Raw genomic sequence first — 26,257 nt, forward strand, 5'->3', positions numbered from 1 at the left:
CGGGGCGTAACCCGGATTGGACAGGATCGGATCGGCTCACAGCGGCCTCGGCTCAGCGAGATCATCCGCAACCTCTCCGAGCGCATCGCAGAAGCGCGGACGAACGGCTGGATCGGCGAAGTCCAAGGACTCCAGGTCAGTCTCACGAAAGCCAAGGAGAAACTCACTGCGCTCGACCGCAGCCTGGAGCGCACACGCGATTCCGGCCAGAGCGGCCACACCGACCTCGGCATGCCAGTCATTCGGCTCCAATAGGCTCGCCGGCGATGCCGGGAGGCAGCTTTGTGTCGTCGTCGAGCAGGGCCTTTTGTAACTGCTCCGCTGTGCAGCCACTGGCCGTCGATAAGTCGGCTTCGTGTAGTCGTGCGCCTTCGAAGTAGGTGTCTTGCAGGCTGGCTCCTCGCAGGTCGGCTGCTCTGAGGTTTGCGTCCTTGAGGTGGGCTCGATTCAGCCATGCTCCTTCCAGACGGGTTTCCTGCATCCATGCTTCCTCTAGGTGGGCTTCCGTCAGGTCTGCCTTTTCCAGGTTGGCACCAGCCAGGCGTACGCGTTCTAGCCGGACTGCCTTAAGGTCCGCGCCCCGCAGGTTGATGAACCGTAGATCGATACGGAAGGGTTCCTCGCGTTGGGGTCGCCGCCCGAGGACGGTCAGGGCAGCCTGGACATACTCCGTCGGTCGGGAGTAGGAGCCGTCCGGTTGCGACGCCTGATCGGGCGCAGATGCGTGCTCCCGGATGAATGCGGCCAGGACCTCGACAACAGTTAGGTGGTCTTTCGAGGAGTCGCGCATGATGCGCTCCAACGAGTAGATGCCTCCCAGGCGTTCAACTGTCCGATCGGAACCAAGCAGCTTGATGGCCTCCACATACCGGTCGGTGACCTGACTCTCGCGCGATAACTCGACCTGCTCGCGGTCCCGGTCGCGGGTGTGCCGCAGAGTGCGATCGGTGTAGTACAGACCGGCTGCAGCAACTGCCCCAGCGCCAAGCGCGACCAGCGCAGTACGGAAACCCGTGATCACCGCGCCATCCGCTGGCTGTAGGTCCCGCTTCCGCAGATGCCCGCCGTCCAACCACCATGGTCCTTGCCACAGCAGGACGGCATAGCCGACGAAGAGTGTGACGAGTATCGCTAGCACCCCTGCGATTTTCCAGCTCGACTTCATACGCAGGAAAATGTCCAGTAGCCCCCTGGAATACGCACCTCACGCCGCCATTTGGTAGTCCGGATAATCGTCGGACATCGCCTTCGAGGCGACCGCCGGGCGGGGCAGGAAGTCGGTGGCCACCCGAGCGGCCACGTGGTCGTCGGCGGCCAGGTCGTGGATCGCGTCCACCTTCTCCTGGACGTTCTCGGGGGTGTCGACCTTCCAGCCGACGATCCGTTTCGCGCTGTCGTGCGTCCAGCGCGCGGGCCCGCCGCGCGGACTGGCCGGGGGGTTGTCCACCGCCTCGAACCGTTTCTGCTCGTCGGGGATGGAGGCGAGGGTCTTGTGGATGGTGTGGGAGACGTCCGCCCGCCGGTGTTCCTTCGGCCAGCGCGAGGCCTCCCACCGGTAGTCCCGGACCGTCGAATACGCCAGGCCGACGTCCTCGGCGAACATCCGGATCGCCTCGCTGACCGTGAACAACTCCTCGCTCCCCGACGGGTTGGTGCCTCCGTAGGAGCGCATCGGTTCGATCTCCACGGCCGCGTCCCCGAGCTGCCACTGGACGCTGCTCATCATCTCGCCCCAGTCCCGCCCCAGCTTGACCAGCTCGTCGTAGCGCTGCCGGGTCACACTGTCGACCATCCCGGTCATCCGGACATGGCTTCGTAACTGACGGGCCGTCCAGTCCTCATCAACGGTTACGGCAGGATCGGCTATCTCACCCATGCCAGCACCCTAGGCATCACCCGTCAGGGATGTGCTTGGACCGTCAAAAGTCTCCCGCGACCGTCAAGCAAGTCCAGCAACAACCGCGTCAAGCATGACCTGGGACTGCACAGTCACTGAGGAATATCGAGTGTCTTGTCGTCGCGGGTGGCCAGCCCCCGCCATTCCTTGAGCTTGTTGATGGCGCGCTCGACTGTGTTGCGGTCTTTGCAGAGCGTGGCGTCGTGGCTGCTTTACCTGATGCATGTCAGCAGTGAGGACCCGGAGGTGGTCGGGATGTGCGCATGCTTCGCCGACGAGGCGGCCTTCGAGCGCGCCGTGTCACTGATGACAAGCGGAGGTCACCAAACGTCTCCACGAACTCTGCATCGCAGGGACGGAGGTGTACCGGCTCGGCCTGGTCGCCGGGAAGGGGCTCCCTCGGCGCCTTGAGGCAACGCGCGTCCCGACGGTCAGGCGCCGCAGGCCCCGTTTCCGCCGAGGCTGATCATGGCGCGGTACAGCTGCTCCTCGGTGAGCGGCGGTGCCGGCAGCGGGTGGGCGCGGTCGGTTCGGAAGCCGTCGAGCAGAAGGTAGAGGTGGCGGCGCCAGGCGTCCGGGGCGATGGCGTGGGTGGCCTCGGTGACGCGGCTGTGCGACCAGATGACGAAGGCAAGGTCCTCGGGGGTGAGGTCGGGGCGCAGGCTGCCCTGCTCCTGCGCACGCTCGACGATGTCTACACCGAGTTCGCGGATGCGGGTCTGGGCGCCCGCCAGGCAGGCGCTCTCCGGCAACCGCATGGAGGCCAGATCGTTGAACCCCCGGTCCTGTGACTGGAGTTCACACATGGTCTCCAGAAAATGGCACAGCCCTGCCCAGGCGTCATCCATGGTGACGGCCTTCTCGGCGGCCTCCCGCCAGGCGGCCAGCTTCTCGGCGAAGGTCGCCTGCACCAGGTCCAGCCGGGTGGGGAAGTGCCGGTACAGCGTGCCGATGGCCAGCCCGGCTCGCTTGGCCACCTGCTCCAGGGGTGCCTCCAGGCCCTGCTCGGCGAAGCAGGAGCGGGCCGCGGTGAGCAGGACCTCGCGATTGCGCTGCGCGTCGCGCCGCAGGGGGCGGACAGGGGCCGGGTTCCCGGCGGAGGCGGACGGAGGGTCGATGGCCATGTCACTCAGCCTACCAACCGGAGGGATGCCTCATGTTCTCTGCTACAATCCAAGAACATGAGGCTACCCTCGACTTTCAGTCCTGGCCGCTGTCGTGGCGGGAGATGCCCCTCATCGATCCGACCCGTCCGACCACAGGAGCACCACCCATGCCCGTCATCGCCGTCATCGGGGCAGGCCCAGGCCTGGGCCTGTCCATCGCCCGCCGCTTCGGAAGGGAGGGTTTCCAGGTCGCCCTGGTCTCCCGGACCCAGGACAAGCTCGACGCGCTCGCCGCACGGCTCGCCGAGGACGGCATCGAGGCCGCGGGCTTCGCCGCGGACGTGACGCATCCCGACTCGCTCCAGTCGGCGCTCGCCGCGGTCGCCGACCGGTTCGGGGCCGTCGACGTACTGGAGTACTCGCCCGCCGACCCCACGTTCGCCGGCGCCGCCGCCGTCGACGCCACGGCGCAGGACCTCCACAAGCAGCTCGACTACTACCTGAACGGAGCGGTCGCCGCGGTCCGTCAGGTGCTGCCCGCCATGCTCGAACGCGGCAGTGGCACCCTGCTGTTCTCCACGGGTGCCTCCTCGGTCCGGCCAAGCGGCGGCGCGTTCGGCAGCGTCGGCGTCGCGGCGGCGGCCCTGCGCAACTACGCCATGGCCCTGGGCATCGATCTCGCCGAGCGCGGGGTGCACGCCGTGCACGTGGCGATCGGGGTGTTCATCGGCAGCGGTCCCGGCACCGAGCCCGAGACCATCGCCGAGCACTACTGGGACGCCTACACCAAGCGCGACCAGGCCGAAATCGTCCACACCGTCCCCGGCGGCATCCGGTGAACACCTCCGGCACGCCCGCGGCGAACACGACCAGGCCACCCATGGTGAAGATCTTCCGAGCCGCCAACAAGGTCGTACGGCCGCTGCTCGCCTCCCGCTTCCACAAACCGCTGAGCGGGCGCCTGATGCTGCTCACCTACAAGGGGCACCGGACGGGTCGCCAATTCACGGTCCCCATCGGCTACTTCGACTGGGATCCCGGCACGGTGCTCGCCATGTCCTCCCAGCTCGGCTGGATCCCCAGCATGCGCGAAGGGTCCGCCGTCCAGCTGCGCATCCGGGGCCAGGACCACAGCGCCGTCCCGACGGTCGTCGAGGACCCTGAGGGAGTCGCCGCCCTGCTGGGTGCGTTCGGCCGGCGCAAAGGGCCCAAGGCCGCCAAGGGGCTGATGCTCGGCCTCTCAGGCGACCGGCAGCCCACCGACGACGAGCTGCGCACGGCCGCCGCGAAGACCCGCTTCGTCTGCTTCCGGACGCGATCCTCGACATCCGCCTGAACCTCTTCCGCATGCCACCCGGCTGGCGAACCCCCCGCCTGGGCACCCTCAACGCCTGGCAACGCCTGCTGGACACCCTCAACCGGGCACAAGCAGCCGACCGCCCCGGCGCCTGGCTACACGCCGCCGCCGTCATCAGCGACCTGGTCGCCGTCTACACCGCCCACCGCAGCCTTGACCTGCTCGCCTCCACAGTTGGGAACCCGGCCACCAGCGCCTCCAGCCCACCACCAGCCTCCGCCGGACTGCACGCCGTCCTGGCCCCGCGTGTTGAACAAACCCTGCTCGCACACGAGGGCGGACTGGCCCTGCTCGACCAGTGGCTCGATGAGCTGCGAGCCGCACAGGACACCGACCAGGAGCCCACGGCACCCCTTGTCCGCGAACAGGCCGCCGCCCTCCGCGAGGCACTGATCGCCAGAAGGGGCGACCCCCGCCCAAAATCTGAAGGGTGTGGCTCTCCTTCAGGAACGTCCCTGAAGGAGAGCCACACCCGTGAGAGTTCCGCATCGGCCGGGTGCACGCTGGTCCGGCCCTTGCCCCGCCATGCGGTCCGCGTCACGGTGACCGTGCCGAACACACAGGCCAGCAGGCGGGAATGCCCCATCTCGTGGTGCGGGCGGACGCGTCCGTCCGCACCACGAACCACCTGGTCTTTCGTCTGCCGCAGTTGTTCACGCTCCCGCTTCTCCCGCAGGTCGAGGTGTGCTTGGAACAGAAGCCGCAGCAGTTCACGGCCTTGAAGCCCGACAAGGTCCTCGAGTTCGTGATGGGACAGCGCGGCCGACTCCGGCCCGGCCAACGCGCCTTTCAGGCAGTCGAAGGCCCTTGTCGCGGCAGTGAATGGATCGATGGCATCGAAGGCGTCGTAGGGTTCCACCGGCTCTTCTTTCAGCGGCTTCGGTTTGGTGTGGTACCTCCGAAGTTAGAGAGAAGAGCCTTTATCGTTCCGCGAGTTCACCGATTCCCCGCCAGCCCGGATGAGCAGGTGCGAACCGTCCGGGCTGGTCCTCGATCAGCCAGCCCCGTTCCAGCAGCCGTTTCAGCTTCCCCCGCGTCCCCTCGATCTTCGCGGTCACCGCGGCAGCCCGATCCGGGGCACGATCTGCTTGGCCTGCATCGGCCCCGGCGCGTCCGCGATCACCTCCACGATGTCCCGGTACACATCCGGCAGGACGTCCATAGTGAGACCTCCCCGCCAGTGCGGCACCATGACCGCCCCCACCACCCTCACCTCGGGCTCCACCGGTGCCTCCGCCGCCACCGGCTCGCGCAACGGCGCAGCCTCGGCCCCGTCCTGCCCGGACAGCTCGGCCAGCACCTGGGCCACCGTTTCTCGCGTCACCCGCAGCCGCGACCACACCTCACGCTCACCCGCCAGCCGTGTGGTCAACTCGGCTATCTCCGCCTCGAGTTCCTCCACCCGGACACGCGCTGCCGCCTCCCGCGTCTCCAACTCCTCGATCAACGACACCATCGACGCCCCCTACTCCACCCACCACAGTAGAAGGACGCCTACCCCGAGCACACCGTCAACCAGCGTTCTCCCAGCTCAAGGGCTTCCCCGCAGGAGAGCTACACCCTTCGGCGATGGTCCAGCAGTTCTTCCGCGGCAGGTCCGCGAGCAGTCCCAGGACCAGGTGGCGTGGTCGGCGTCGGGGTTCGACCCGGGCGAACCTGCCCGCGATGCGGTCCATCAGGCCCTCGAACGCTTCCTGCCAGCGGGCAGCGTCTACGCTGTGACCTGCGGCCACCGCGTGATCGTTTGTCTTCACACACCGATGATCAACGGTGGCCGCACCTGCCAGCGCCAGCGGGGTGGAACGGCTCGTCGAAGGAGACGCAGTGCTGGAATTGCTGGGCTTCTACGACGAACTCGACACCCGCTCCGGCCAGCCGAACGGATCGATCCGCGACGCCGTCCGGTCCGTCGGCGAGCCGGATGAGGCGGACCTGGTGGCCTACCTGGACGCCGGTCACGTCCTGATCGACGTCATGGAAGGGGGCCACGACATCATCACCGGCAACGCCCATCGACACTCTTCGGGATGCTCGTCGCTGGTGACTGATGGCACCTGGTTGTGGCGCCAGGACTTCCCGCACTACCTGGAAACCCACCACGTCTCGCTGCCCCAGACGTTCCTCGAACACGTCCGCAGTCTGAACCACCAGATGCCCGCCATCGCCGTCGCGCAGTTCGCCCCGCACTACGACGAGACCATGCCCCTGGTCGGTTGGGCCTCAGCAATCCCGTGGCGATCGATGGCGACCACGCTCCTACCTGAACCACGAGCAGTGAACAGCAAGGTCCAGTTCGACGCGGCGATGCTGGCCCAGGACCGGAGTCGGCCGCAAGGCAGCTGGGGCAGGCGGCGCAAGCCACGGAAAGCGTAGGATCCAGCAGCTCAAGAGCGATCTACAGCTGGAGTATTAGCGCCTGGATGTCAGCTCGGTGAGCGCACCTGGTGGGATCCCCAGCAGAGCCAATCGGGACAGGAGTTCTGCTTCCTGTTCCTGCGTGACCTCAATCCACAGGGACGTTCCCGAGTCACTGGCACTGAAGACCAGCCGACCGTCCCACCAGCCTTCAGCGTGGATCGTGTAAGGAACCAAGTCGGACAGCACTTCGAACTGCCCGTCGTCCCGGACATCAATGTCGATCCCCATCCCAGGATCGGCACGCCGGGAGCGGCTACCGCGCGCGACCTCCTGCTGAGCCAGCAACAAGGCACGCTCATACGAGTGCAGAACCTCTGGCGGCCAGGCGTCGCCGCTGTAGGCGTCGATGTGCGCGGCGTCGATGCTCGAACGCAGCACGTAGAGCGCTTCGCGATGAACACGCACAACGTCTGTAGGGCGAACTCCGTCCCCGAGTACGAGCTCCCGGACCCGGACGCCATCCTGACTGATCACATGCAGGACCCTCCCACATGCGACCAGTCGACTCCACAGAGAAAGCCGCGCAACATGATCATTATCAGACACGGCCTAGCGGCGGCGGGAAACGCGGTCTGCTGCGGCGCCTGTTGAATGCCGCACTGGCGTCCGGTTCTGGCAGCTGATGGGCGGGCGATGATGGCGCGTCCGGAATCGCCGGTCGACCACACCGTGCCGGCCTTGGGCATGCTCGCCGAGTACCTGCGCCGACTGCGTCGGACGGCGGGCCTTTCGTACGGCGAACTCGCCGTACGAAGCAATTGCTCGGCTGCCCACCTCAAGCGTGCAGCCGGCGGCAGGACCCTGCCTGCCCACCCGGTGATGCTCGCGTACGTGGGGGGATGCACAGGTGACTCCAGGCATCGCCTTTACACCGAGCTCATGTACGGAAGAGCTGTGCGAGCTGTTGAGCAGGCCAAGCGAGACTTCCGCCGGTCCGGTGTCCGGCCCGACCTGCAGAGCGTCGAAGACGTCGCCGGTCTCAGCCAGGCGCTGCGCAACGCCTGGGCGCAGAGGGGCCGCCCGGTGTCTCGGACGTTGGCGCTGTCCTCACGGTGGTTGCCGCGCAGCACCGCCCACGCCATTACCACCGGCCGTGTTCCCCGAGACCTCCGGCAGTACGTCGCCTTCCTGCAAACCTGCGGGATCGACGACGAGTCGCTGGCGCCCTGGTTCCGCGCCTGGTTCAAGGTATTCGGTCGGCTGTCCGCCCGCGACGCGGCGACGACACTGGAAACCTTGGAGGCAAGCTACGACGCTCTACGTCGCCCAGCTCATCGGGCACGCGCCCAGGCCCTGAGCTCCTCGAGGGCGAGCCCAGCCGTGGGAGGGTCGGGCCCCGGAGCTGACCGAGATGGCAGGCAAGCTCAGTGGTTGCGGAATGGTTCCCAGGGGTCGGAGAGGGGTGCAGTGGGGTCTTCGCCTTCGGTGGACAGGTCGACGTAGGCGCGCAGGGCTGGGCGGGTGCCGGGGAGGCTGTACTGGGTGAACCGTTCGTGGAGGTCTGAGCCGAACGGCACGGGCTGGAAGTCGGCGGCGGTCAGCAGCTCGGCCAGGACCTTCAGCAACTCCCGGCGTCCGGGGGAGAGCTCGGTGAACGCCGGTGCGGTGTCCGCGGGGTCGAACAGGGCTTCCAGCAGGTTCTCGGCGCGGACCGCCAGCGGGCGGGGCACGACTCTGGTCTCCTTGATACCGGGCAGGGTGCGGACGATCTGCAGGAGGACTCCGTCCGGGTCCTTGGCGGCGCCCATCAGGTGGAGCAGGCTGCGGACGGTGTAGCTGTGCAGGTCGCCGGCGTGGTGGGCGGTGGCGGACTCGGGGGCGGGCCCGGCGCCGAAGGCTGCCAGCTCGGCGGCGATGCGCTCCGCTGGCGGCAGGCCGGGTGCGGCGGCCGGGTGCGCGACCAGCAGGCGGGTCAGGGCGGTGGCGGCGGCCCAGCGCGGCAAGGGGTGCTCGTGGTCGAGGTGGTGCCGGAGTCGGCCGTCCGGGTCGTGGTCGGCGAGCAGCCCGACCGCGACGAGGACCGTGGCGGCGCACACGGGGTCCCGCTCGCCGTCGAGGCAGGCCAGCAGCGGGGGCAGGGTGGCGTCGGCCTCCTCGGGGAACCAGCCCAGGAGGTACGCGGTGACGGTGATGGTGACTGCGCAGGACGCCGGTGGACGGTTGCGAGGTGACATTGTCGACCTTTCATGTGGGAGCGGGTTGTTGTTTCTGACGCGAGGCAGCCGGTAGCCCTGACCCGGCCACCGGCCATGAAGGCCCGACCACGGTCACGAAGGGGATGCAAATGTGTGGTCGGGTCCGTGGTCGCCCCGACCACGGCCCCGACCGGGGCGTTTCGCACCCCTGGCGGGGTCTTGTTGCGATATGCCGGGTCACCTGGCGATCGGGGTTGGTGGCGCCCGGTGCGTAATGCGGGGTGCACTCCTGCGGGTGTGCGGCCCTGCGGGACTCCCGCGCTGGGGGACTGTGCAGTGGCAGGCGGATGTGCAGTGGCAGGGGGATGCGCAGCCGGCTCCCGAGCATCCGGGTGGGGGCTGCGCATTCACACGCGTACGTGGATTGCGCAGGATCCGCGGCCTGGTGCGCAGTGTCTGCGCACCGGCCCGTGGGGGGTGCGCAGTTGGCAGTGCGTACCGGGTGCGCAGCCGGATCGGATCGTTGTTCGCCGCGGGCGGCGGGGCACGGGTCGGCGGTCAGGCTGCCGGCGTGGGTGGGTTCATTCCGTGCTGGTATCTGTGAGGAGGGTGTTGCGGATCGTGGCAGCGACCACGTGGAGTGTTCCGGGGAACGTTTCGCGGGTTGCGGTCAGGCCGGTGTTCTTCGCGATGTCGTTCCGGTCTGTGGTCTTTCCGTGGTCTTTCCGTGGTTTTGTCCCGGGCTTTTGTGGCGGGCTGCGGCGGATGTGCACCGACTGCTGCGTCGGGGGTGTCGGGGTTGGGGGTGTGCTGTTCGTTACTCATTGTGCTTCTCCAGGTGCTGGATCGGTTCGGAAGGGTTCGTGGTGTCGGATGGGGAGGGCGGGGAGGGTGGTGGAGAGCTCAGGGGTGAGTGCCGCGACGTGATGTGTTGATGTGTGTGTCGTCGGTTCGCGGTACGAGGAACGCGAGGCTGGGGCGGGGGCCCTGGGCCCGCCACTGGGCCGTGCCCGGGATCCGAAGGTTCCGGAGAGGCCGTTCGGCGCCTGGGTGGCCGGGCGCGCATAAGTCCGTGCGGGCGTGGCAGGGGCTTGCTTGGGGCTTGACTGATCGTTTCGAAATGGTTGGTGTTCACATAGCGGCCTACGGTGTCCGAGGTGGTGGTGGCAGGATGCCGGGGTGGAGTCGATCTTGCGTGCCGCCGGTGAACTGTTGGGTGTCGAGTTGTCCGGTCCGGTTGATCTGGGTGGCAGCTCGCGTAGCATCGTGTTGCGTTGTGAAACGGCCGGTGGCGGCAGTGTGATCGTCAAGGCGTTCGGTAACGAGCGGGAGTCCCTGCGCGGCTTCACGGCTGAGGCCGCTGGGCTGTCTCTCGGGATCGCCGGTCCTGAGGTGCTGGGTGTGGACCTTGAGGTTCCCCTGCTGGTCATGGCGGATCTCGGGGACGCGCCTACTCTGGCGGATGTTTTGCTCGGGAGTGATCCGGCGGTTGCGGAGAGCGGGTTGCTGGCCTGGGCCCGCGGGCTTGGGCAGCTGGCTGCCGCGTCGGTGCACCGGCGTGCCGATCTCGCGCGGCTGTGGTCCCGCTACGACAAGGGCATGCTGTCCTGGGGGGACGAGCCGTGGATCGCGCGGAGGGCCACCGATCTGCTCGTGCTGCTCGACGGCGCCGGAATCGCAGTTCCGCAGGGCCTTGCCGGGGAGTTGGCCCGGATCGGGACAGCGGGTGGGCAGGAGTATCCGGCCTTCACCCCGGGCGACACGTGTCCCGACAACAACCTGCTCACCTCACAGGGGCTGCGGCTGATCGACTTCGAGGCGGCCTGCTACCAGTCGGTGTTCCTGACGGCCGCGTACTGCCGGATGCCGTTCTCCAGTTGCTGGTGTGTCTTCACCCTGCCGGCCGGGATCGCCGCACAGATCGAGCAGGCGTATCGCGCGGAGGTCGTCGGTGTGTACCCGGCGCTGGCCGAGGACGAGGTGTGGCAGGCCGGCATGCGGCAGGCCGTAGCGGTCTGGACGGTGGACGCGACGGTGAGGATGCTTCCTCGCACCGTGGAGGACGAGCCGCTGCACCGGACTCGGCGTCCGGTCCCGACGAGGCGTCAGGTGCTGAGGCATCGCTGGGAGATGGCGAGCACGCTGGAGGAGTTCCCGGCGTTCGCGGAGACGATGCGGTTGTTGTTGCGTGAGGTCGCCGGAGGCTGGGAGGTGGCCCCGCTGCCGGGGTATCCGGCTTTCGGAAACCGAGGGGAGAGTCGGTCGTTTCAGGCACCGGCCGATGTAACGACTCCCGGCTGAAGGTATGTCGGGGCAGGATCTGCCGCATGTCTGCCGATCTTGTTCCTGATGACCTGTGGGAGCGGATAGTTCCGTTGCTCCCGCCGCGGCGTTCTCGGCGGTACCGCAATCCTGGGCGGTTGCCGGTACCGGACCGGGTTGCTCTGGCCGGCATCGTCTACGTGCTGCGGAAGGGCGTCGCATGGCGGGATGTTCCTGCTCAGGTCGTCGGCTGCTCAGGGGTGACACGTTGGCGTCGGCTTCGGGACTGGACCGAGGCTGGTGTCTGGCCCCGCCTCCACAACGCTCTCCTTGGTGCATTGAGAGCATGGGGACTGCTCGCGATGGACGACACCGCGATGGACGGCTCTCACGTCCGCGCTCTGAAGGGGGGAGACCCTGTCGGTCCTTCACCTGTCGATCGTGCGCGTCCTGGCTCCAAGCACCATGTGATCGTCGACCAGCACGGCACACCGCTGGCCGTCTTGGTGACCGGGGGAAATCGGCACGACGTCACGCAGCTGATCCCGTTACTGGAAGGGATCCCACGTATGAGGGGATTGCGCGGTCGTCCCCGCAATCGGCCCAAACGGCTGTACGCCGACCGCGGCTACGACTTCGACAAGTACCGCCGCTTGTTGTGGGCGCGCGGGATCAAGCCCGTCATCGCCAGACGCGGGGTCGCACACGGCTCGGGCCTTGGGCGCACCAGGTGGCTAGTCGAGCGCACATTCGCCTGGCTCCATCAGTTCAAACGGCTGCGGATCCGCTACGAGCGCCGTGCCGATCTCCACCAAGGGCTGCTGGAGCTGGCCCTGCGGAATCATCTGCCTTCGCCGACTCCGGAAGGCATTTTGAAACGATCAGTAAGAGGTCAGACCCGAGATCTTCATTGAAGGGCGGGTCACGTCACCGTCTTGGCCAGATGATGCGGGCTGTACCAAGGCGCTGGGACTGCTCGGTGAAGAGGCCCTGGAGTGCGAGCGGCAGGGCCCCCCTCGGCGGTAGGCGATCACCTGACTCTGCCTGTCCGCCGGGCTCCACAGGCCGACCTCGCGGAACGGCCTGCCCGTCTCGTGGCGCATAGGTCGTGGTCGGGGGTGTGGTCGGCCCGGCCATGGGCCGGACCGTGGCAGCCGAGTGCGCATGGTGCCGGATCGTGATGGGTGGTCGGGGGTTGTGGCCGCCGTGGTGGTCGGTATCGGCGGGTGGGCTGCCTGCATGGATCTCGCGCATGTCCCTTCTACCGCAGGTACCGGCCGTCTCGCTTCCGTGAGCGGTGTGGGATGCCCCGGCTGCGGCGCACACAGTGCGCCCAGTGCGCCCAGCGTGTCGAGTGCGCTGGGGGGCGCGTGATGACCGGTGCGCGGATTCGTCGCGGTGTGATGGCCGGGGACCGGTTCACGCAGATCGCCAACGGCCTGTTCCGCGACCACCGCGTCAGCTTCAAGGCGAAAGGCCTCTTCGGATACATCAGCACCCACCAGAACGGCTGGCAGGTGACCGTCGCCGGCCTCGTCCGCTCCGGACCCGACGGACGGGACGCAGTGCGCACCGGGCTGAAGGAACTTCAGATCCACGGCTACCTGTTCCGCGAACGCCTGCGCCGCACGAACGGCACGCTCGGCGAGGCCGTCTACTCCATCACCGACCACCCCGTCTTCGCCGACGCTCTCATGGCGGACGCCGCCACAGCGCTCCACGCGCCGTCGGCACCTGCGGACGGCCGGGGCGGCTACGGCATGGGCATCCGCCGCGGTGTGATGGCCGGCGACGGGTTCACGCAGATCGCCAACGGCCTGTTCCGCGACAGGCGCATGTCCTTCAAGTCGAAGGGCCTGTTCGGTCTGATCAGCACCCATCGCGAGGGCTGGCACCTGACGGTCGCGGACCTGGCCCGGCGGGGGCGCGAGGGTGTGGACGCGGTGGCGGCCGGGCTGGGGGAGCTCGAGCGGCACGGATTTCTGCGGCGGGACCGCGACCGTCATCCCGACGGCACCCTCGGCTCGGCCACGTACGTCATCACCGACCTGCCTGCCCTGCACAACACCAGGTCCGGGCCAGAGTCGGGAAATCCAGGACTGGATAACCCTGCGTTGGCCGGCCGCCCCGCAAAGAACACCAGCAGTAAGAAGACCAACCAGCAGAAGACCAGTTCCCTCCCTCCGTGCGCCCGCGGCGCTCGCACGAGCGGCCGCCCGGCTGTGCCTTTGCAGCGGACGGACACGCCGGCGCGGCAGGATCTCGATCCGGGCACCCGGCTGCTGCTGTCGATCGGGTCGGCCCACCCCGGACTGCTGCTGCAGGAGAAGGCCTTGTACGACCAGGGCCGGGTCATGACCGCGATGCTGGAGGCCGGCTGGAACTCCGCGCAGCTGCGCCACGTCATCACCGGCCGCCCGCTGCCGAACAGGATCCGCACCTCCGTCGACGCGATCGTCGCCGCCCGGCTGCGCTCCGCGCAGCTCTACCCGCCTCCTGCTGCCCGCTTCGACGACGCCGGCCCGGGCGGGGCCTCGTGGACGACGCAGCCCTCCACCACGTCGTCGTCCGCCGCCGCCCGCACGGTCGGCCAGGCGCTCACCTACCGGGCGCTCGTCGAATGCGCAGGCTGCGGCAGGCCCGGTACCGCCCCCGGTGAAGACCTCTGCCCGGCCTGCCTCGGCTGGCCGCTGTGCCGCACCTGCCCAGGCCCCACTCCCCGTCGCGCGCACCCCGACGGCGACGGCCGCTGCGCCACCTGCACCTCCGCCCTGACCGGGACCGGCTTTCTGGAAGCGAGCACCTCATGACAGACACGCTCCACACACCCCGGACGGCACCCCAGCAGCCGCTGCGGCCCTTCGCCCGCGATCCTCGACGGTGGGAGGAAGAACAATCCCGCGCCCTGCGAACCGGCCACGTCTGCACCGGCACCACGTGCACCGGCACCACGTGCACCGGCACCACGTGCACCGGCACAGGCGAGCCCGCGCTCGTGCACGAGCGCACCGGGTGGGGATGGCTGACCTGGACCGTGCCCGGCAACGGCACCCTGCCCGGCCTCCCTCGACAGATCGGGGTCCTCACCCCGGGCGCGACGCTCACACAGCGGCTGGCCCTGCGCCGGCTGACCCGGCACCCCGCGCACCGCATCGCGCCGACCGCCACGAGCCCCGCAACCCTGCGTTTCTCCACCGTCCTCGTGGGGATCATCAGCCTCTTCGCCGCCCTGCACGCCCTCAGCCACGACGTGCCCACCGACGTCGTCCTGCCGGCGATGCTGCTCGCCCCGCTGCTCACCGAAGCCCTGCCCGACCGGCTCGACGACCGGACCCGTGAGCACGTCCGCATCGTCGAAGGAGACGCCGCCTGCCAGTACCTCCAGAGGCTCGCCGCCCTGCACACCAACATCGTCCACGCCGCCGCCGACAGCGACCTCCACGAACTGCACCGCTCGGCCGAACTCGGCCACACCCTGCTGTGGGACGCCGCCGGCCTGCTCCACAACGAGGACACCCGCCCGGCCTCGCCCCGCCTCATCGACCGCGAACGGCTGATGGCCCAGCTCGCCTACCAAGTCGCCCAGACCGTGGAGCGCACCCACGCCGAGCCGCCTCCCAGCGAGGCCGGCCAGCCCCACGGCGGCAACGGCCCGCTGGGCCCGCTCCCGCACGGCTTCGAACCCGCGGCACGGCCAACACCCTCGCCCAACACCGACACGTCACCGCTGAAGGGATACCGACCCATGACGCAGACCCCGCCCGACGACGCAGCCCGCACCACGGACGTCTATCTCCTCTTCGCGCACGAGCCGTACTACCCCGGCGACGGCACCCAGGAGATCAACACCACCCTGGTCACCGCGGCCTCCCTGCTCCACCCCCAGGTGCAACAGCCCGACGGCGCCCGGATTCACGACCGCCTCACCCAGGGACGCAGGCCCGGCGAGATCATCCCGCTCTCCACCCTCACCCACGAACTGGGCGGCGGCGCCCACTGGCCGACGGTCGGCGACTGGGAGAAAGTTATTACCGGCCTCGTGCAGCTCGTCCACACCAGGGAGTGCGACGCCCTCAGCCTCGGCCTCCCCGACATCGCACGCGCCCTCATCACCGCCGCCCCGCACAGCCAGGTGCGCGCCTTCGACGCCGCAGCCGACGAATTCATCGCCTATGGGCCCAAAGACCGTGCCGCGGTTCTCGCCGAGGTCGACAGGTTCCTCGCCGTCCTCGTAGCCGAGCAGGACTTCTGGCCCGGTGACGGCCTGCTGCCCCCACTCTCCCGCCTGAAGTGAGGGGCTGCCGACGCATTGCGGCCCGTATGGACGAGGCCGACGAGCCGGCCGGCCCCTCCAACGGCCCGAAGCTCAGGGGCCAGCAGATCGGCCCAACAGCACGGCGCCCCAGACCGGAGTCCGGGGCGCCGGCTTCCTGCTCCCGTCCGGGGGCCGGCCGTGGACCGATTACAAACCGGTCCACGGGCGGGGCTCGCCCCCAGTCAGCGGCACCCACACCGACCCAGACGGACCGTGCTCTTCGATGTCCTCCAGGACGACGGCTCCGAGCTGGACTTCGCGGGCGAGGGCTGCGACGAGCGGGTGCTGGGTGACCATCGCCTGCAGATCGCTGATTCGGTCGCCCAGCCGGGCCCGGGAGGCGCCGGTGAGCACGAAAAGTAGGCGGGGGAAGAGCGGATACCAGCGGAGCCAGGCCGGGCCGGTGGAGACGGGGCGGCGGCGGCCGACGGGCTGGGCCTCGTACTGGAACAATCTGGCGTACTCGATCAACTTCACGGCCAGGCGCTCGCTGCTCATGGTGCTGCGATCGACCTCCACGAACGCGCGCAGCTTCCGCCGGTGGTCGCCGGTGACGACGGTGTAGTGCATGACGGCGTCGGCCACGAGCCGCTCGCCCTCACCGATGGGGTGAGATACCTCGGGAGTCCAGTCCCACGGACCGTGCTCGTGCCCGAGCCGGCGGGCGTCTGCCGCAAACGGCAGGTGGGACCGTGTGACGGTCAGCGTGTGCGGAGTCTTCAGCGACGCCGCGGTAGTTGAGGTGATGGGGTACGGCGGACGCCCCCGCAGGATGGGGAGATCGCGGGTCAGACGCGAGCCCTCAGGCGTGAGGTACCAGGCGTGCGTACGAGAGCGGGCCGAGTCCGGCAATGGAGTGAGGTCGACGAAGCCCGTGGAGCGCAGGTTGTTCAGCACCCGCGAGAGCAACTGGCGGGAGCCGTCCGGCCGCAGCATCTGGCGCAGCTGGCCGGTCGTGGCCATCCGGTGCAGGGCGAGCGCGGTCAGGACCTGCAAGCGCAATGGTTCACGAGGGCTGGGGGCCAGCTCGGCGGCCGCGACATCTGAAGTGGAACGGGTCATGGAGGGGAGACAACCCTCAGCCCCCGACCCGACCCCCGACCACGGGACCCCGACCAAGGTCACGACCCAAGAACAACGTCGTGGTCGGGGCCATGGTCGGGGCGGTCAGAAGACAGGCGATGGCCGGTCCGCAGCAGCATCTGCCGCTGCGGGGCGTGGTGGCGAACCACGCCATGCCGGCCATCGTGCGACACCCGGCCCGCAAGGGACCAACTCCCAAAAACCGGGGACCGCGTTCATGGGGTGGTGCGCGGAAGTCCGCTCACCACCGGGTACTACCGCTTGGACCGCTGGGCGGCCTGATCGAGGATGCGCCGGCGCGTCCACCGCCGGCGCCCGTTCTGGCGCCCGGCATTCTCGGCAACCCCGTCCGTGTCTTTCAACAGCGGAAGGTTGCCCTGGGACAGACTGCTGGAGAAGGAGCCGACGCTCTTGTACCCCAGCAAGGCGGCTGCCTGGCTCGCCCCCAGCAGTTCGTCGGGATCACCGTCGACGGGAACGTCGGGCAGAGGCGGTGCCTCCCTGGCTCCGGCTCGCCTTCCGCGGCCGGGCCGGCTGGCCATCCACTCCTGCAGGGTCTGCACCTTCCAGAGCTGGCGGCGGTAAGGGTTCTCCGCCGTGCCCTTCTCTTCGACGACGTCCGGTTCGGGGAAGTAACCGGGGTGGTCGCGCACGAAGGTGGTGACCTGGTTGGGGTTCTTGTAACCGAGATACCTCGAGGCGTCCGCCGCGTTCAGCAACGTCTCCGGGGCGAGGGAGGGAGGTGCGTGTTCAGCGAGCCGTGCCAGCGCCCGGTGGGCGAACCACTCGGTGACCTCCGCGTGGTCCCACAGGCGGGCGCGGCCGCGCTTGTCGACAGGCTCGGGAAATGTCTCGCCAGCCGCGTTCTCCGCGCGCTCGGTATAGAGGCCGGTGATCCGTGCGGGTGTCAGGCCCTGTTCGGCCGCGATCTCGGCAGCGTCGGCCAGGCGAGGCTCACGTTGCGAGGTCATGGCAGAACCGTCCGTCCTGTCAGCAGCTAGCCGGCCTGCCCGGCTCGCAAAACAAATAATGGCAGAAGTTTCGGTCGGAGGTCCAGCCCGCGCCTCAAGGTTTCTCCCGGCCGGCCGCCCCACGGCGCACGGCCTACTCCTCGCGGATCAGACAGACACCCCGGCGTGCGGCGTCCGCGGCCATCTCCGTGTAGGCCATGGCGGCCGGCGTCATCTCCCACTCGACCAGGGCCAGCAGCAGGATCACCTCGTCGCGGCCCTGAGAGGCATCACAGGGCATGCCGACGGTGTCCGCGGCGAACATCAGGTCCGCGATGGCCAGCCCGTCGAGACGTGCTGCCACTTCCCGGTGCAGCTCCTGCAGGCCCTGCTGGTACAGCTCGTTCGCCTCGGCCAGGAGCAGCACCAGGTCCTCGCCGTGGCTGGCCGGTGCCGCTGCAGCGAGATCGAGGATGCACTGGGTGGTCGTCATCATGAGAAGTATCCCTCCAGAGGGGCGGTGTGCGGGGTGGTGGTCAGTGGCAGCCGTCGCACCCGGCGGCGCTGTGCAGGAGCTCGCCCGGCCCGGTGCGGGCCTTGGAGTCCCATGTGGGCGGCTTGCACAGGGCGGCGTGGACGTCACGTTCCATCCGCTCGAAGTCCTCGGTCTCCTCAACCACGACGCCGGGGTCGGGGGCATTGCGCCGGCGGGACAACGCGATGAGCTCGGCCATGGTGATGTTCGGGTTGAACGGCACCTGGCGGACGCGTTCGACCAGCGCGCACAGCTCGGCGAGCCGCGGCCGGCGCCCGGCCATCAGCAGCAGATCGCGGTGGTTGGCCAGGGTGCAGGCCGAGCACGAGCAGCGACTGGAGCCACGCCGGTCCTTGGCACCGGGATGCGAGTCGTAGCACCAGTGGTAGGGCAGCCCCGCAATGATCGTGCGCTCCCAGACCTCCTCGGTGCTCACCAGGTGGGCAGGCAACCGCTCGTCGACGACCCGGGCCGAGTTGTCGGTCGTACGGCGCCACATCTCCCGGTTACGCCGGTCCGGGCTCTCCTCGGCCCGCATCCCGAGCATATTCGCGAACATCAGCGGGCCGTCCGTCTCCTTCCTGAGCGCGCGGACCTGGGGAGTGAACGCCTGGTACACCATCTTCGTCTTCCACGGGCCCGTGCACGTGCGGGCCCGGCCGAGCCACGGCCAGTCGCCCCGCTCCGCGATGAAGGTCAGCAGGTCGAACGGCACCCGTTCACCGCCGACTTCACGGCTGCGCCGGACCTCGATATGCCGCTCGGGCGGCACGCCGAGGGCCTGGCTGTGCTGTGCAGCGAGTTCGCTGGCACTCGGCCAGCGAACTCCGTCCACGGTGACGGCGGGCCACTCCATCGGTCCCAGACTCGCGTGGGCGGTCCAGACGCGGTCGGCGACGCCTGCCTGGCGGGCGGCGTCCATCGCGATCAGGCCGGCCACAGGGCCGTCCTTCCCGCCGGAAAGGTTGATGACGATGCGGTGCCGGGTCGCGGCGAACGCAACCAGGTCGGCATACAGGGGGGTGGGGTGCGACATGGTTCCTCTTTCCTGCTGGGCGGGCTAGCGGGCAGCCCTGACGGGGCCGGTCTGGTGGGGCTAGGACTCGGTGAAGTGGGTGCACTGGGCCTCGGGAGGACGGGCTTTGCAGTGCCAGCAGGGCCGCGCCTCGGGGTAGGCACGTATGTGGTGGTGGCACTGGTGTCCGGCGTACGAGCCGCTCGTGCGCAGATGAGTGAGGAGGATGAGGTCGAAACGCGCGAGGGGAGCCCAGCCGGTGACGCCCCGCTGGGGGTGCGGGTACTCGGTGTCTCCGCCGGCGATGACGACGCTGCTGATCGACACGAGCAACTTGTTCTGGGCGGTGTCGACGGCGTGGATGCTGTATCGGGTTCGGTTCCCGGGCCGCGTCGACCAGGGGGCGGTGTCCTTGGGGCCGTGCGCGTGGCCGATCACGGGAAAGCCTTCGAGCTGGTGCACTGAGAGGGTCGGCGGCGGATTCCAGAGGGCGGGCATGGGTCTCCTCCTGGGAGAGCAGGGGAAAAATGGGCGGTGAGACCGGGCGACCGCGGCGGGCGGTACGGACTGCGGGGCTGAACAGCCTTCAGACCGCGATCGGTTCGGGGTCGGGCTGCTTGGGATAGGGCCGTTGAGCGGGGAGACCGAGCTTGATCTGCTCGCGCTCCCGCCGGCTTCGGCCCAGCCGCCATACGTAGCGGTGCGCGCCGCGGTGCCGTACGTTGCGGGCGCCGACCGCGACCAGGGCCTCCCGCAGCCAGACGGCCGGGTTGCACCCGGCCCGCGGAACCGGAGCTCCGAGCGCGATGAGCTGGGCTTCGGCGTACTGATAGCCCTGCTCCTGGCGGCGGATCTTCTGTGCCGTGCGGTCGTGGAAGACGGTGCCGTCCGGCAGGAGCTTCACCGTCCGGGCGGTGGCCCGGCTGGCGTAGACCGCGTTCGTGGCGGCGTAGATCGTGCCGACGTGCCCAGGCATGACCAGAACTCCCGAGGCGGCCCGGCGCGGGACAGGATCCGCGAACGAGACGACTCCGTGTACACCACTGGCGAGCAGGCGGTTTAGGCAGTTCGCGAGGAACCACGACTCGGAATTTCCAGGGCACTCATCCAGCAGGACGAATCGCGAGCAAACCAACGACTCGGTGTACGGCTCCTTCTGCGCACTGTTGGACGCGCTTCCCACAGGTCACGGGCTGTTCTACCTATGAGTCAATGGTGTGACCGACAGGTATGGCGGAGTATGCCCTCCCGCCAGTGGTGCGTCGTCGTCTCGCCGATCCTCGAGGGGCGTCGGCCTGCGGCTCCTCCGGCGTGCGGGCGACGCCGTCGGGACCGTCCGCCGGGAGATCCGGGCGGTGAGGCGCACGACGCTGTATGTGGTGCCGGCCGGGCCGTGGCGTTTACGGACTCCGATCGATGGGCGCACTGTCAGGATCCGGGCCCGTCCCAGGGTGGCTGGCCGCCCAGGCTGGCTGTCGGGACACACTTCGTCGCGGGCCCGGAGGCCGCCGGGAGGGAGCGGCTCCCGCCTCGCCCGTCCGGGAGGCATACATCCCACAACACCACGTATGGACGGGTCTCCTTCGGGCTCCGTATCATCATCGGGCATCGGCAGCGCAGGGAACGGTTGGTGCGGCGGCAAGAGCATGGGGGGCGATCTTGCAGGGGATACGTGCGTCCCATCCCGGCACCCTGACGGCACTCCGGTCACGGAGCCGTTCGGGCCCGCCAAGGGTGCTCCGTACGTGGCTAGCCTGAGGCGCGCGTCCACCCTGACCCTGTGGGTGGGGACGGCAGCCACTGGTTCTGTCCTGGCAGGGCTGGAGAACCACTCCTGGTGGGGGCTGGCGGCGGCGGGCGTCGCTGGCGCACTCGCCGAAGTGTTCGCCGCGCGGGCCGGGGCCGGTCCGTCCGCCTCGTCTGGCTCCTTATCAGGTGCGCTCGTCCCGCATCAACTCCCGGCTGGCTTACCCGACTTCGTGGGCCGTGCCGACGAGATCGCCCTACTCAGCGCATCGGGCAGGCGGCGCGGCGGGCCCACGGCCGACATACGGGTGATCTGCGGGCCGGGCGGGATCGGCAAGACCTCGCTCATCATCCACGCCGTCGAACAAGTCATCGCGAGGTTTCCTGACGGCCAGCTCTACGTAGATCTCCAGGGCTACGGACCGAACCCCCTCACCGCGCGGCACGTCCTTGGCGGCTGGCTGCGTGACCTGGGGATGGACGAACGCCGTATCCCGGCTGGCCTGATGGAGCGCAGCCGCGAGTTCCGCTCCATTATGTCCGGCCGGCGTGCCGCGATCATCCTCGACAACGCGAACGGCGAGGAGCAGATCCGGGCCTTGCTGGTGGCCAGCGGACGGTGCGTCACTTTCATCTCCAGCCGTGACCCGCTGGGCGGGCTGGCCGCGAGCCTGCGCCTGCGACTGGACGGGTTGTCCGTGACGGAGTCGCTGGAGCTGCTGTCTCGGGTCCTGGGCCGGGAGCGGATCGAGGGGGAGGCCGAGGCCGCCCGTCAGCTGTCCGACGTCGCCGGTGGCCTCCCTCTGGCACTGCGCGTGCTGAGCGGCAGACTGGTGGACGGCTCCCAGCCGATCACCTCGTTCCTGGGGCGGCTCGCCCGGCAGCGCGCCGAGAACCGGCTGCTGTCCGAGTTCACGTTCGGCGATCTGAGCGTCGAGCAAAGTGTCGCGCTCAGTCGGGAGCATCTGACTGAACCCACCCGCCGCGCCTTCGACCTGCTGGGGCTGCATCCCGCAGACGAGTGGTCCAACTGGTCGGTGGCCGCACTGTGCGGCTGCTCCCTGATGGAGGCGCAGGAGCTGACGAGTGCCCTCTGCCGGGCCCAGCTGGTGAGGACGAAGCGGACGAGAGTGCTCCAGCCGTCCCGGTTCTATCTGCACGACTTGGTGCGGGAGTTCGCCCGGGGCCAGGCCACCCGGCAGTTGACCCGCCAGGACCGTGACGCGGCCGTCATCCGGCTCGCCTCGGCCTACCTGGCGATGGCGGACCTCGCTGACCGGGCCGTTCATCCCTCTGGTGTGCGCCACCTGGGCCGGACCGACGCCCCACGCTATCCGCTCGACGCGGAGAGCGAGCAGCTCGCGATCACCGACCCCTTCGGCTGGTTCCGCCTGGAGAGCGAGCCGCTGGCTGCGGTCGTCTCCCGATGCCGGGATATCGGGGCATGGGGGCTGTGCTGGGAGTTGTCCGACGCATGCAGCGTCGCCCTGGAGAACCTGCGTCTGTGGGACGTCGGCGCGCGCTGCGCGGAGACCGGGCTCGAAGCCGCCGAGCGGCTGGATGCCGACCGGGCGCGCGCCGCGGTACTGCGCAACCTGGGGGAGATCGACCGTGAACTCGGGGCGAAGGACACCGCCGTCGAGCGGCTGGAACAGTCGGTGGACCTGTTTAAGTCGCTCGACGACCCATTCGGCGTCATCGACGCGAGCAGCAACCTGGGCCTGGTACAGCTGCGTTGGGGGGATCCGCAGGCGGCCCAGGAACGACTGCGGGAGGCCCTGGACACGGCCCGGGGCATCGCGGACACCCGGGGTGTGTCCTGGACGCTAGAGATCCTTGGTGAATGCGCTGCGCTGCGCGGCGACACGGACACTGGACTGCGGTGCCTGCGTGAGGCTACCGCGCTGTTCGAGGCCGCAGGCGAGCAGCGGGGGCAGGCGTTCGCCCTGTTGAACGAGGCGCTGCTCGCGCTGGACGACGCTGGCTGGACCCCTGGACCGTGCGTGGGCCCCGGCAGCGGCCGGACGCGGGACGTGGTGGAGGCGGAGGATGCGGCCCGGGTAAAAGCGCTCCTGGATCGTGCGGACGGCGTCTTCCGCGAACTCGGTGATGTCCGCAACAGCGCGCTGGTGGCGGTGGCCCGGATCAGGGAGCGGATCGTCACAAGCCGGGACCGCGAGGCGCGGGCGCTGTCGCGGACGGCCAAGCTGATGGAGGGCTTCGAACTGGATTGGCGGTTGCGCGGGCTCCTGGTGCACTGCGACGCGGTCCTCGACCACCGGCGCGGCGCGCGAGTGTCCGCCGTACGCGGGTGTGAGCGCGCCCTCGTGCTGGTACAGCCGTTCGGCGACCGACTGTCGATGGCCGGTATCCGGCTGCACCTGGGCGTATTGGCCCAGGACGGCAGGCGTCCCGCCGAGGCGACCGGGCACTACCGGGCGGCCCGTGAGCTGTACCGCTCCCTGAGGAGGGAGGACGGCCTGCGGGTGTGCGCGCAGCGTCTCGCCCAAGTGGAGTCCTGAACCCTGACCGGACCGAGTCATGTTCGCGAGCGAGCAGGAGAGTGACCATGCACAGTTCCCCTTTCACGCCGGCGGTGAGCCGTGACCTGGTCGCCTCCGACACCGCCCGGCGCTACCTCTTCGTCGAGCACCGGCTGGGGCCGGACGGCGCCCTGCCGTCGCGCCCCCCGTCCGCTGGCTACCGCACGTTCCTCGTCCTGGCAGGGTCGGTCCGGCTGGTCCAGAGTGGAGGCGGCCGCGACCGGGTCCTCACCCCGTTGGAGGGCTGGCACGCCTTACCGGGCAGCGTCTTCGGATGCGCCGCGGCGGGTCCCGGGGACGCGCTGCTCCTGGAGGCCGGCTGCCTTCCGGAGAGCACACGCCCAGTGAGGCCGGACGCACCTGAGCCGTGTCACGACCTGAGCGACTACATGGTGACCAAGCCCTGGGGGTCCGAGGTCTGGTACACGCAGAACGCGCCAGATTGCGGCTACGTGGTGAAACGCATCCGTATGGAGGCGGGGAACCGTTCCTCGCTCCAGTCGCACCGGCGCAAGACGGAGACGAACTACGTCGTGGACGGGGTGGCCGATGTACTGAACGGGGCCCCTGCACCGGACGGCCCCGGCGTCCCGGTCGCCATACCGGCGGCCGCCTGGACCCGCCACACGGCGGGCACGTTCTGGACGTCACCGCCGGACACACTGCACCGGGTCGTCGCGAAGCAGGCGTACACGTCCGTGGAGGTTTCCACAACCGAACTCGACGACGTCGTGCGCTGGGCCGACGACACCGGACGCGCCGACGGGCGGATCACTGCGGAGCACCCGGGAAGGCGGGCATGACGGCGAACCGGGACTTGGCCGCGGCCGTACGGCTCTACCTGGACGAACAGCGCTGCGTCCTGGATCGGTTCCCGGCGCGGGACGTGGTCCGCGTTGCGGACGAACTGTTCCGCACCTACCGTGCGGGCGGGACGGTCTACGCCCTGGCTAACGGGGGTAACGCTGGCACGCTCGATCACGTGTACGCCGACTTCCGGCTGCACCCCTTCGTCTCCGAGGACAAGTCGCGCCCAGTCTCCCCCGGAGTTCCGCGGCTGGACTTCGTGAACCTGTGCGGCTCCGCGGCGGAACTGACCGCGCTGGTCAACGACGTGGGGCCCGACCTTATGTTCGCCTCACAGCTCGCGGGCCGTGTGGGACTCGACGACTTCGTCATGGCCTATTCCGGCAGCGGGAACTCCCCGAACGTGCTCCGGGCGCTGGAAGTGGCGCGGTCGGCCGGTGCGCAAACCTTCGTGATGACCAAGGGCTCGGGGGGACGCTGCCGGAAGTCGGCAGACATCTGCTTGGTGGTGCCTGGCACCTCGCGTTTCCCCGGTCAGACCGGGGCGAATGACAATAACTTCCACTTCGAGGACGCGATCTTGTCAGTGAACCACATGCTGGTCGGCCTCCTCAAGGAGCGGGTGCAGGAGGCGGCCGAATGAGCGCCGTAGCCGAGGGCGGGCTGACACTCCAGCCGACGCCGCTGCCGTTCGACCTCGCCGGCTTCGAAGTACTCATTGGCCCCGAGCGCACGGCGCGGCTGCACACCGCTGCGGCGGCTCTCCGTGAATCCTTGGGCGGCGGAACCCTGTGGCATGTCAACTCCACCGGCGCGGGCGGCGGCGTCGCGGAGATGCTGCACACACTGCTGCCCCTGTACCGGCGGCTGGGGATGCGGGCACGGTGGGCGGTCGTCGGCGGCGACACCGGTTTCTTCACGCTAGCCAAGCGGCTCGGGCTCGCACTGTACGGCAGTACAGGCGACGGCGGTCAGCTGGGACCGACCGAACGCGATGCCTATCTCGCTGCCCTGGGCGGGCCGGGCGAGAGGCTCGCCAGCCTCGTCCGGCCCGGGGACGTCGTTTTGCTGCACGACCATCAAACGGCGGGACTTGTGCCACGGCTTGCCCGGCGGGGAGTACGGGTGTACTGGCGGTGTCATGTCGGCGTCGACCGGCCGACCGAGGTGTCCGACCGGGCCTGGAACCTGCTCGCCCCACTCCTGGACGGCGCACATGGCACGCTCTTCTCGGTGCCGTGGCACATCCCGGACCGGCTGCGGAACGGACGCGCAGCGGTCCTGGCGCCGTTCATCGCGCCGTTCTCCGCTAAGAATCGCCCACTGGACCAGGCCACGGTCCGGCGTGCCCTGGTCCGCTGCGGTCTGCGGCCGGATGACGGCACCCCGGCGGGCCCGAACGGCGGCGGCCCACCCGTCCAGGTGACCGGCGAAGCGCCGCCCGACCCCGAAGAGCCTCTGATCGCCCAGGTCTCCCGCTGGGACCGGCTCAAGGACATGCACGGGGTGCTGGCCGCGGTGACAGACCATGTGCCGGACGGCCACCTCGCGTTAGTTGGTCCCGACCCGCTGGGCGTGCCCGACGACACCGAGCAGGCCCTGTGGTTCGAGCGCTGCCGCACCGCGTGGCTGCGGCTCCCACCCGCCCAGCGCAGGAGGGTCACGCTGGTCTGCCTGCCGATGGATGACCTGGTGGACAACGCGCTGCTGGTCAACTCAATCCAGCGGGCTTCCACGGTGGTTCTGCAGAAGAGCCTCGCCGAAGGGTTCGGGCTTACCGTCACGGAGGCGATGTGGAAGGCACGAACGGTCGTGGCTGCGGGTGTCGGCGGCATCCGGGCCCAGGTCACCCACGGCCGGACCGGGCTGCTCGTAGACGACCCCCACGACCTGCCGGGTTTCGCGGAGCTGGTGATCTCGGCCCTGCACGGCGGCATGGACATCGACACCCTGGGCGAGCGTGCCCGGCAGCGGGTACGCGCGGACTTCCTACCCGACACCGAGATCCACACCATGGCCCGGCTCCTCACGGGGGGTGTTCACGAGTAGGGGTGACGTGGGGCGTCCGGAACATCTGAAGAATCTTTC

At 69.2% G+C, this 26,257-nt stretch carries 25 protein-coding genes and 2 pseudogenes; 12 read left to right on the top strand and 15 right to left on the bottom strand.

What is annotated here, in order from left to right:
• Positions 1 to 238: 238 nt before the first annotated feature.
• The 4 genes and pseudogenes from OHT57_RS46780 to OHT57_RS46795 form a co-directional block, all read right to left on the bottom strand.
• On the bottom strand, positions 239 to 1,165 hold the full coding sequence (locus OHT57_RS46780) for a pentapeptide repeat-containing protein (RefSeq protein ID WP_328753062.1): 927 nt from the start codon (positions 1,163 to 1,165) through the stop codon (positions 239 to 241).
• Between the two features lie 39 nt (positions 1,166 to 1,204).
• Entirely contained in the window at positions 1,205 to 1,792 is a 588-nt protein-coding gene (locus tag OHT57_RS46785; RefSeq protein ID WP_328753063.1) for a DUF6192 family protein, read from the bottom strand.
• Positions 1,793 to 2,007: 215 nt separating this feature from the next.
• Positions 2,008 to 2,106 (bottom strand): annotated as a pseudogene (locus OHT57_RS46790) (IS5/IS1182 family transposase); the annotation flags it as partial.
• Positions 2,107 to 2,328: 222 nt separating this feature from the next.
• Positions 2,329 to 3,021 (bottom strand): TetR/AcrR family transcriptional regulator, encoded by a 693-nt coding sequence (locus OHT57_RS46795; protein WP_266592215.1) that lies wholly within the window; start codon positions 3,019 to 3,021, stop codon positions 2,329 to 2,331.
• A gap of 149 nt (positions 3,022 to 3,170) precedes the next feature.
• Here OHT57_RS46795 and OHT57_RS46800 point away from each other — a divergent pair, with 149 nt between their 5' ends.
• Both OHT57_RS46800 and OHT57_RS46805 read left to right on the top strand, forming a co-directional pair.
• On the top strand, positions 3,171 to 3,842 hold the full coding sequence (locus OHT57_RS46800; protein WP_328753064.1) for an SDR family NAD(P)-dependent oxidoreductase: 672 nt from the start codon (positions 3,171 to 3,173) through the stop codon (positions 3,840 to 3,842).
• 41 nt (positions 3,843 to 3,883) lie between these two features.
• Positions 3,884 to 4,339 (top strand): hypothetical protein, encoded by a 456-nt coding sequence (locus OHT57_RS46805; RefSeq protein WP_328753065.1) that lies wholly within the window; start codon positions 3,884 to 3,886, stop codon positions 4,337 to 4,339.
• Between the two features lie 941 nt (positions 4,340 to 5,280).
• Here the strand turns inward: OHT57_RS46805 and OHT57_RS46810 are convergent.
• The 3 genes and pseudogenes from OHT57_RS46810 to OHT57_RS46820 form a co-directional block, all read right to left on the bottom strand.
• A complete protein-coding gene (locus OHT57_RS46810; RefSeq protein WP_328753066.1) occupies positions 5,281 to 5,418 on the bottom strand; it encodes a hypothetical protein in 138 nt (45 codons plus the stop codon).
• On the bottom strand, positions 5,415 to 5,816 hold the full coding sequence (locus OHT57_RS46815; RefSeq protein ID WP_328753067.1) for a hypothetical protein: 402 nt from the start codon (positions 5,814 to 5,816) through the stop codon (positions 5,415 to 5,417). The genes OHT57_RS46810 and OHT57_RS46815 overlap by 4 nt, the downstream gene beginning before the upstream one ends.
• A gap of 85 nt (positions 5,817 to 5,901) precedes the next feature.
• A pseudogene (locus tag OHT57_RS46820) lies at positions 5,902 to 6,036 on the bottom strand (IS701 family transposase); the annotation flags it as partial.
• A 94-nt stretch (positions 6,037 to 6,130) separates the two neighbouring features.
• Here OHT57_RS46820 and OHT57_RS46825 point away from each other — a divergent pair.
• Entirely contained in the window at positions 6,131 to 6,733 is a 603-nt protein-coding gene (locus OHT57_RS46825; protein WP_328753068.1) for a hypothetical protein, read from the top strand.
• A 36-nt stretch (positions 6,734 to 6,769) separates the two neighbouring features.
• Here the strand turns inward: OHT57_RS46825 and OHT57_RS46830 are convergent, their stop codons facing one another.
• Positions 6,770 to 7,183 (bottom strand): hypothetical protein, encoded by a 414-nt coding sequence (locus OHT57_RS46830; protein ID WP_328753070.1) that lies wholly within the window; start codon positions 7,181 to 7,183, stop codon positions 6,770 to 6,772.
• A gap of 279 nt (positions 7,184 to 7,462) precedes the next feature.
• Here OHT57_RS46830 and OHT57_RS47680 point away from each other — a divergent pair, with 279 nt between their 5' ends.
• Positions 7,463 to 8,221: a helix-turn-helix domain-containing protein gene (locus tag OHT57_RS47680; RefSeq protein ID WP_443053655.1), complete on the top strand. Its 759-nt coding sequence runs from the start codon at positions 7,463 to 7,465 to the stop codon at positions 8,219 to 8,221.
• Here the strand turns inward: OHT57_RS47680 and OHT57_RS46835 are convergent.
• Entirely contained in the window at positions 8,143 to 8,952 is an 810-nt protein-coding gene (locus OHT57_RS46835; RefSeq protein ID WP_328753071.1) for a hypothetical protein, read from the bottom strand. The genes OHT57_RS47680 and OHT57_RS46835 overlap by 79 nt on opposite strands.
• A gap of 1,140 nt (positions 8,953 to 10,092) precedes the next feature.
• On the opposite strand from OHT57_RS46835, the gene OHT57_RS46840 reads away from it, so the two are divergent.
• The 4 genes from OHT57_RS46840 to OHT57_RS46855 all read left to right on the top strand — a co-directional run bounded on the left by OHT57_RS46840 (position 10,093) and on the right by OHT57_RS46855 (position 15,469).
• Entirely contained in the window at positions 10,093 to 11,214 is a 1,122-nt protein-coding gene (locus OHT57_RS46840) for a hypothetical protein (RefSeq protein WP_328743751.1), read from the top strand.
• Between the two features lie 26 nt (positions 11,215 to 11,240).
• Positions 11,241 to 12,051 (top strand): IS5 family transposase gene (locus tag OHT57_RS46845; protein ID WP_328743750.1). Its coding sequence is split into 2 segments (ribosomal slippage): positions 11,241 to 12,008 and positions 12,010 to 12,051, totalling 810 coding nucleotides; the frame shifts between segments, so codons are not numbered across the junction.
• A 497-nt stretch (positions 12,052 to 12,548) separates the two neighbouring features.
• Positions 12,549 to 13,985 (top strand): hypothetical protein, encoded by a 1,437-nt coding sequence (locus OHT57_RS46850; RefSeq protein ID WP_328743749.1) that lies wholly within the window; start codon positions 12,549 to 12,551, stop codon positions 13,983 to 13,985.
• Positions 13,982 to 15,469 carry a hypothetical protein gene (locus tag OHT57_RS46855; RefSeq protein ID WP_328743748.1) on the top strand — a complete coding sequence of 496 codons (1,488 nt, stop codon included), beginning with the start codon at positions 13,982 to 13,984 and terminating at the stop codon, positions 15,467 to 15,469. The genes OHT57_RS46850 and OHT57_RS46855 overlap by 4 nt, the downstream gene beginning before the upstream one ends.
• 168 nt (positions 15,470 to 15,637) lie before the next feature.
• Here the strand turns inward: OHT57_RS46855 and OHT57_RS46860 are convergent, their stop codons facing one another.
• From OHT57_RS46860 to OHT57_RS46885, 6 genes are all read right to left on the bottom strand, one after another.
• The gene (locus OHT57_RS46860; RefSeq protein ID WP_328743747.1) at positions 15,638 to 16,552 is read right to left on the bottom strand and encodes a replication-relaxation family protein; all 915 of its coding nucleotides are present in this window, start codon (positions 16,550 to 16,552) and stop codon (positions 15,638 to 15,640) included.
• Positions 16,553 to 16,827: 275 nt separating this feature from the next.
• Complete coding sequence (locus tag OHT57_RS46865) at positions 16,828 to 17,544, bottom strand: hypothetical protein (RefSeq protein ID WP_328743746.1); 717 nt, start codon at positions 17,542 to 17,544, stop codon at positions 16,828 to 16,830.
• A 133-nt stretch (positions 17,545 to 17,677) separates the two neighbouring features.
• Positions 17,678 to 18,016 (bottom strand): hypothetical protein, encoded by a 339-nt coding sequence (locus OHT57_RS46870; protein WP_328743745.1) that lies wholly within the window; start codon positions 18,014 to 18,016, stop codon positions 17,678 to 17,680.
• Between the two features lie 43 nt (positions 18,017 to 18,059).
• Positions 18,060 to 19,094, bottom strand: coding sequence for a phosphoadenosine phosphosulfate reductase (locus OHT57_RS46875; protein WP_328743744.1), 1,035 nt, complete (start codon positions 19,092 to 19,094; stop codon positions 18,060 to 18,062).
• A gap of 60 nt (positions 19,095 to 19,154) precedes the next feature.
• Positions 19,155 to 19,571: a hypothetical protein gene (locus OHT57_RS46880; protein ID WP_328743743.1), complete on the bottom strand. Its 417-nt coding sequence runs from the start codon at positions 19,569 to 19,571 to the stop codon at positions 19,155 to 19,157.
• An 88-nt stretch (positions 19,572 to 19,659) separates the two neighbouring features.
• Positions 19,660 to 20,256 carry a Mom family adenine methylcarbamoylation protein gene (locus tag OHT57_RS46885; protein WP_443053390.1) on the bottom strand — a complete coding sequence of 199 codons (597 nt, stop codon included), beginning with the start codon at positions 20,254 to 20,256 and terminating at the stop codon, positions 19,660 to 19,662.
• Positions 20,257 to 21,052: 796 nt separating this feature from the next.
• Between OHT57_RS46885 and OHT57_RS46890 the strand changes: the two genes are divergently transcribed.
• The 4 genes from OHT57_RS46890 to OHT57_RS46905 are packed head-to-tail and all read left to right on the top strand — an operon-like array spanning position 21,053 to position 26,218.
• On the top strand, positions 21,053 to 23,341 hold the full coding sequence (locus OHT57_RS46890) for a hypothetical protein (RefSeq protein WP_328743741.1): 2,289 nt from the start codon (positions 21,053 to 21,055) through the stop codon (positions 23,339 to 23,341).
• A 47-nt stretch (positions 23,342 to 23,388) separates the two neighbouring features.
• Positions 23,389 to 24,165 (top strand): cupin domain-containing protein, encoded by a 777-nt coding sequence (locus tag OHT57_RS46895; protein ID WP_328743740.1) that lies wholly within the window; start codon positions 23,389 to 23,391, stop codon positions 24,163 to 24,165.
• A complete protein-coding gene (locus tag OHT57_RS46900) occupies positions 24,162 to 24,812 on the top strand; it encodes an SIS domain-containing protein (RefSeq protein WP_328743739.1) in 651 nt (216 codons plus the stop codon). The genes OHT57_RS46895 and OHT57_RS46900 overlap by 4 nt, the downstream gene beginning before the upstream one ends.
• A complete protein-coding gene (locus OHT57_RS46905) occupies positions 24,809 to 26,218 on the top strand; it encodes a glycosyltransferase (RefSeq protein ID WP_328743737.1) in 1,410 nt (469 codons plus the stop codon). Before OHT57_RS46900 ends, OHT57_RS46905 begins: the two co-directional genes overlap by 4 nt.
• The last annotated feature ends 39 nt before the right edge of the window (positions 26,219 to 26,257 follow it).

The sequence above is a fragment of the Streptomyces sp. NBC_00285 genome (genome assembly GCF_036174265.1).
Taxonomy (GTDB): Bacteria; Actinomycetota; Actinomycetes; order Streptomycetales; family Streptomycetaceae; genus Streptomyces.

What these genes read in the sequence shown, in the direction of transcription:
- OHT57_RS46835 (WP_328753071.1), bottom strand. Translation starts at nt 8,952, where the DNA reads ATGTCACCTCGCAACCGTCCACCGGCGTCCTGCGCAGTCACCATCACC.
- OHT57_RS46795 (WP_266592215.1), bottom strand. Translation starts at nt 3,021, where the DNA reads ATGGCCATCGACCCTCCGTCCGCCTCCGCCGGGAACCCGGCCCCTGTC.
- OHT57_RS46875 (WP_328743744.1), bottom strand. Translation starts at nt 19,094, where the DNA reads ATGTCGCACCCCACCCCCCTGTATGCCGACCTGGTTGCGTTCGCCGCG.
- OHT57_RS46865 (WP_328743746.1), bottom strand. Translation starts at nt 17,544, where the DNA reads ATGACCTCGCAACGTGAGCCTCGCCTGGCCGACGCTGCCGAGATCGCG.
- OHT57_RS46780 (WP_328753062.1), bottom strand. Translation starts at nt 1,165, where the DNA reads ATGAAGTCGAGCTGGAAAATCGCAGGGGTGCTAGCGATACTCGTCACA.
- OHT57_RS46880 (WP_328743743.1), bottom strand. Translation starts at nt 19,571, where the DNA reads ATGCCCGCCCTCTGGAATCCGCCGCCGACCCTCTCAGTGCACCAGCTC.
- OHT57_RS46870 (WP_328743745.1), bottom strand. Translation starts at nt 18,016, where the DNA reads ATGACGACCACCCAGTGCATCCTCGATCTCGCTGCAGCGGCACCGGCC.
- OHT57_RS46800 (WP_328753064.1), top strand. Translation starts at nt 3,171, where the DNA reads ATGCCCGTCATCGCCGTCATCGGGGCAGGCCCAGGCCTGGGCCTGTCC.
- OHT57_RS46805 (WP_328753065.1), top strand. Translation starts at nt 3,884, where the DNA reads ATGGTGAAGATCTTCCGAGCCGCCAACAAGGTCGTACGGCCGCTGCTC.
- OHT57_RS47680 (WP_443053655.1), top strand. Translation starts at nt 7,463, where the DNA reads ATGCTCGCCGAGTACCTGCGCCGACTGCGTCGGACGGCGGGCCTTTCG.
- OHT57_RS46905 (WP_328743737.1), top strand. Translation starts at nt 24,809, where the DNA reads ATGAGCGCCGTAGCCGAGGGCGGGCTGACACTCCAGCCGACGCCGCTG.
- OHT57_RS46860 (WP_328743747.1), bottom strand. Translation starts at nt 16,552, where the DNA reads ATGACCCGTTCCACTTCAGATGTCGCGGCCGCCGAGCTGGCCCCCAGC.
- OHT57_RS46855 (WP_328743748.1), top strand. Translation starts at nt 13,982, where the DNA reads ATGACAGACACGCTCCACACACCCCGGACGGCACCCCAGCAGCCGCTG.
- OHT57_RS46815 (WP_328753067.1), bottom strand. Translation starts at nt 5,816, where the DNA reads ATGGTGTCGTTGATCGAGGAGTTGGAGACGCGGGAGGCGGCAGCGCGT.
- OHT57_RS46785 (WP_328753063.1), bottom strand. Translation starts at nt 1,792, where the DNA reads ATGGTCGACAGTGTGACCCGGCAGCGCTACGACGAGCTGGTCAAGCTG.
- OHT57_RS46895 (WP_328743740.1), top strand. Translation starts at nt 23,389, where the DNA reads ATGCACAGTTCCCCTTTCACGCCGGCGGTGAGCCGTGACCTGGTCGCC.
- OHT57_RS46900 (WP_328743739.1), top strand. Translation starts at nt 24,162, where the DNA reads ATGACGGCGAACCGGGACTTGGCCGCGGCCGTACGGCTCTACCTGGAC.
- OHT57_RS46850 (WP_328743749.1), top strand. Translation starts at nt 12,549, where the DNA reads ATGACCGGTGCGCGGATTCGTCGCGGTGTGATGGCCGGGGACCGGTTC.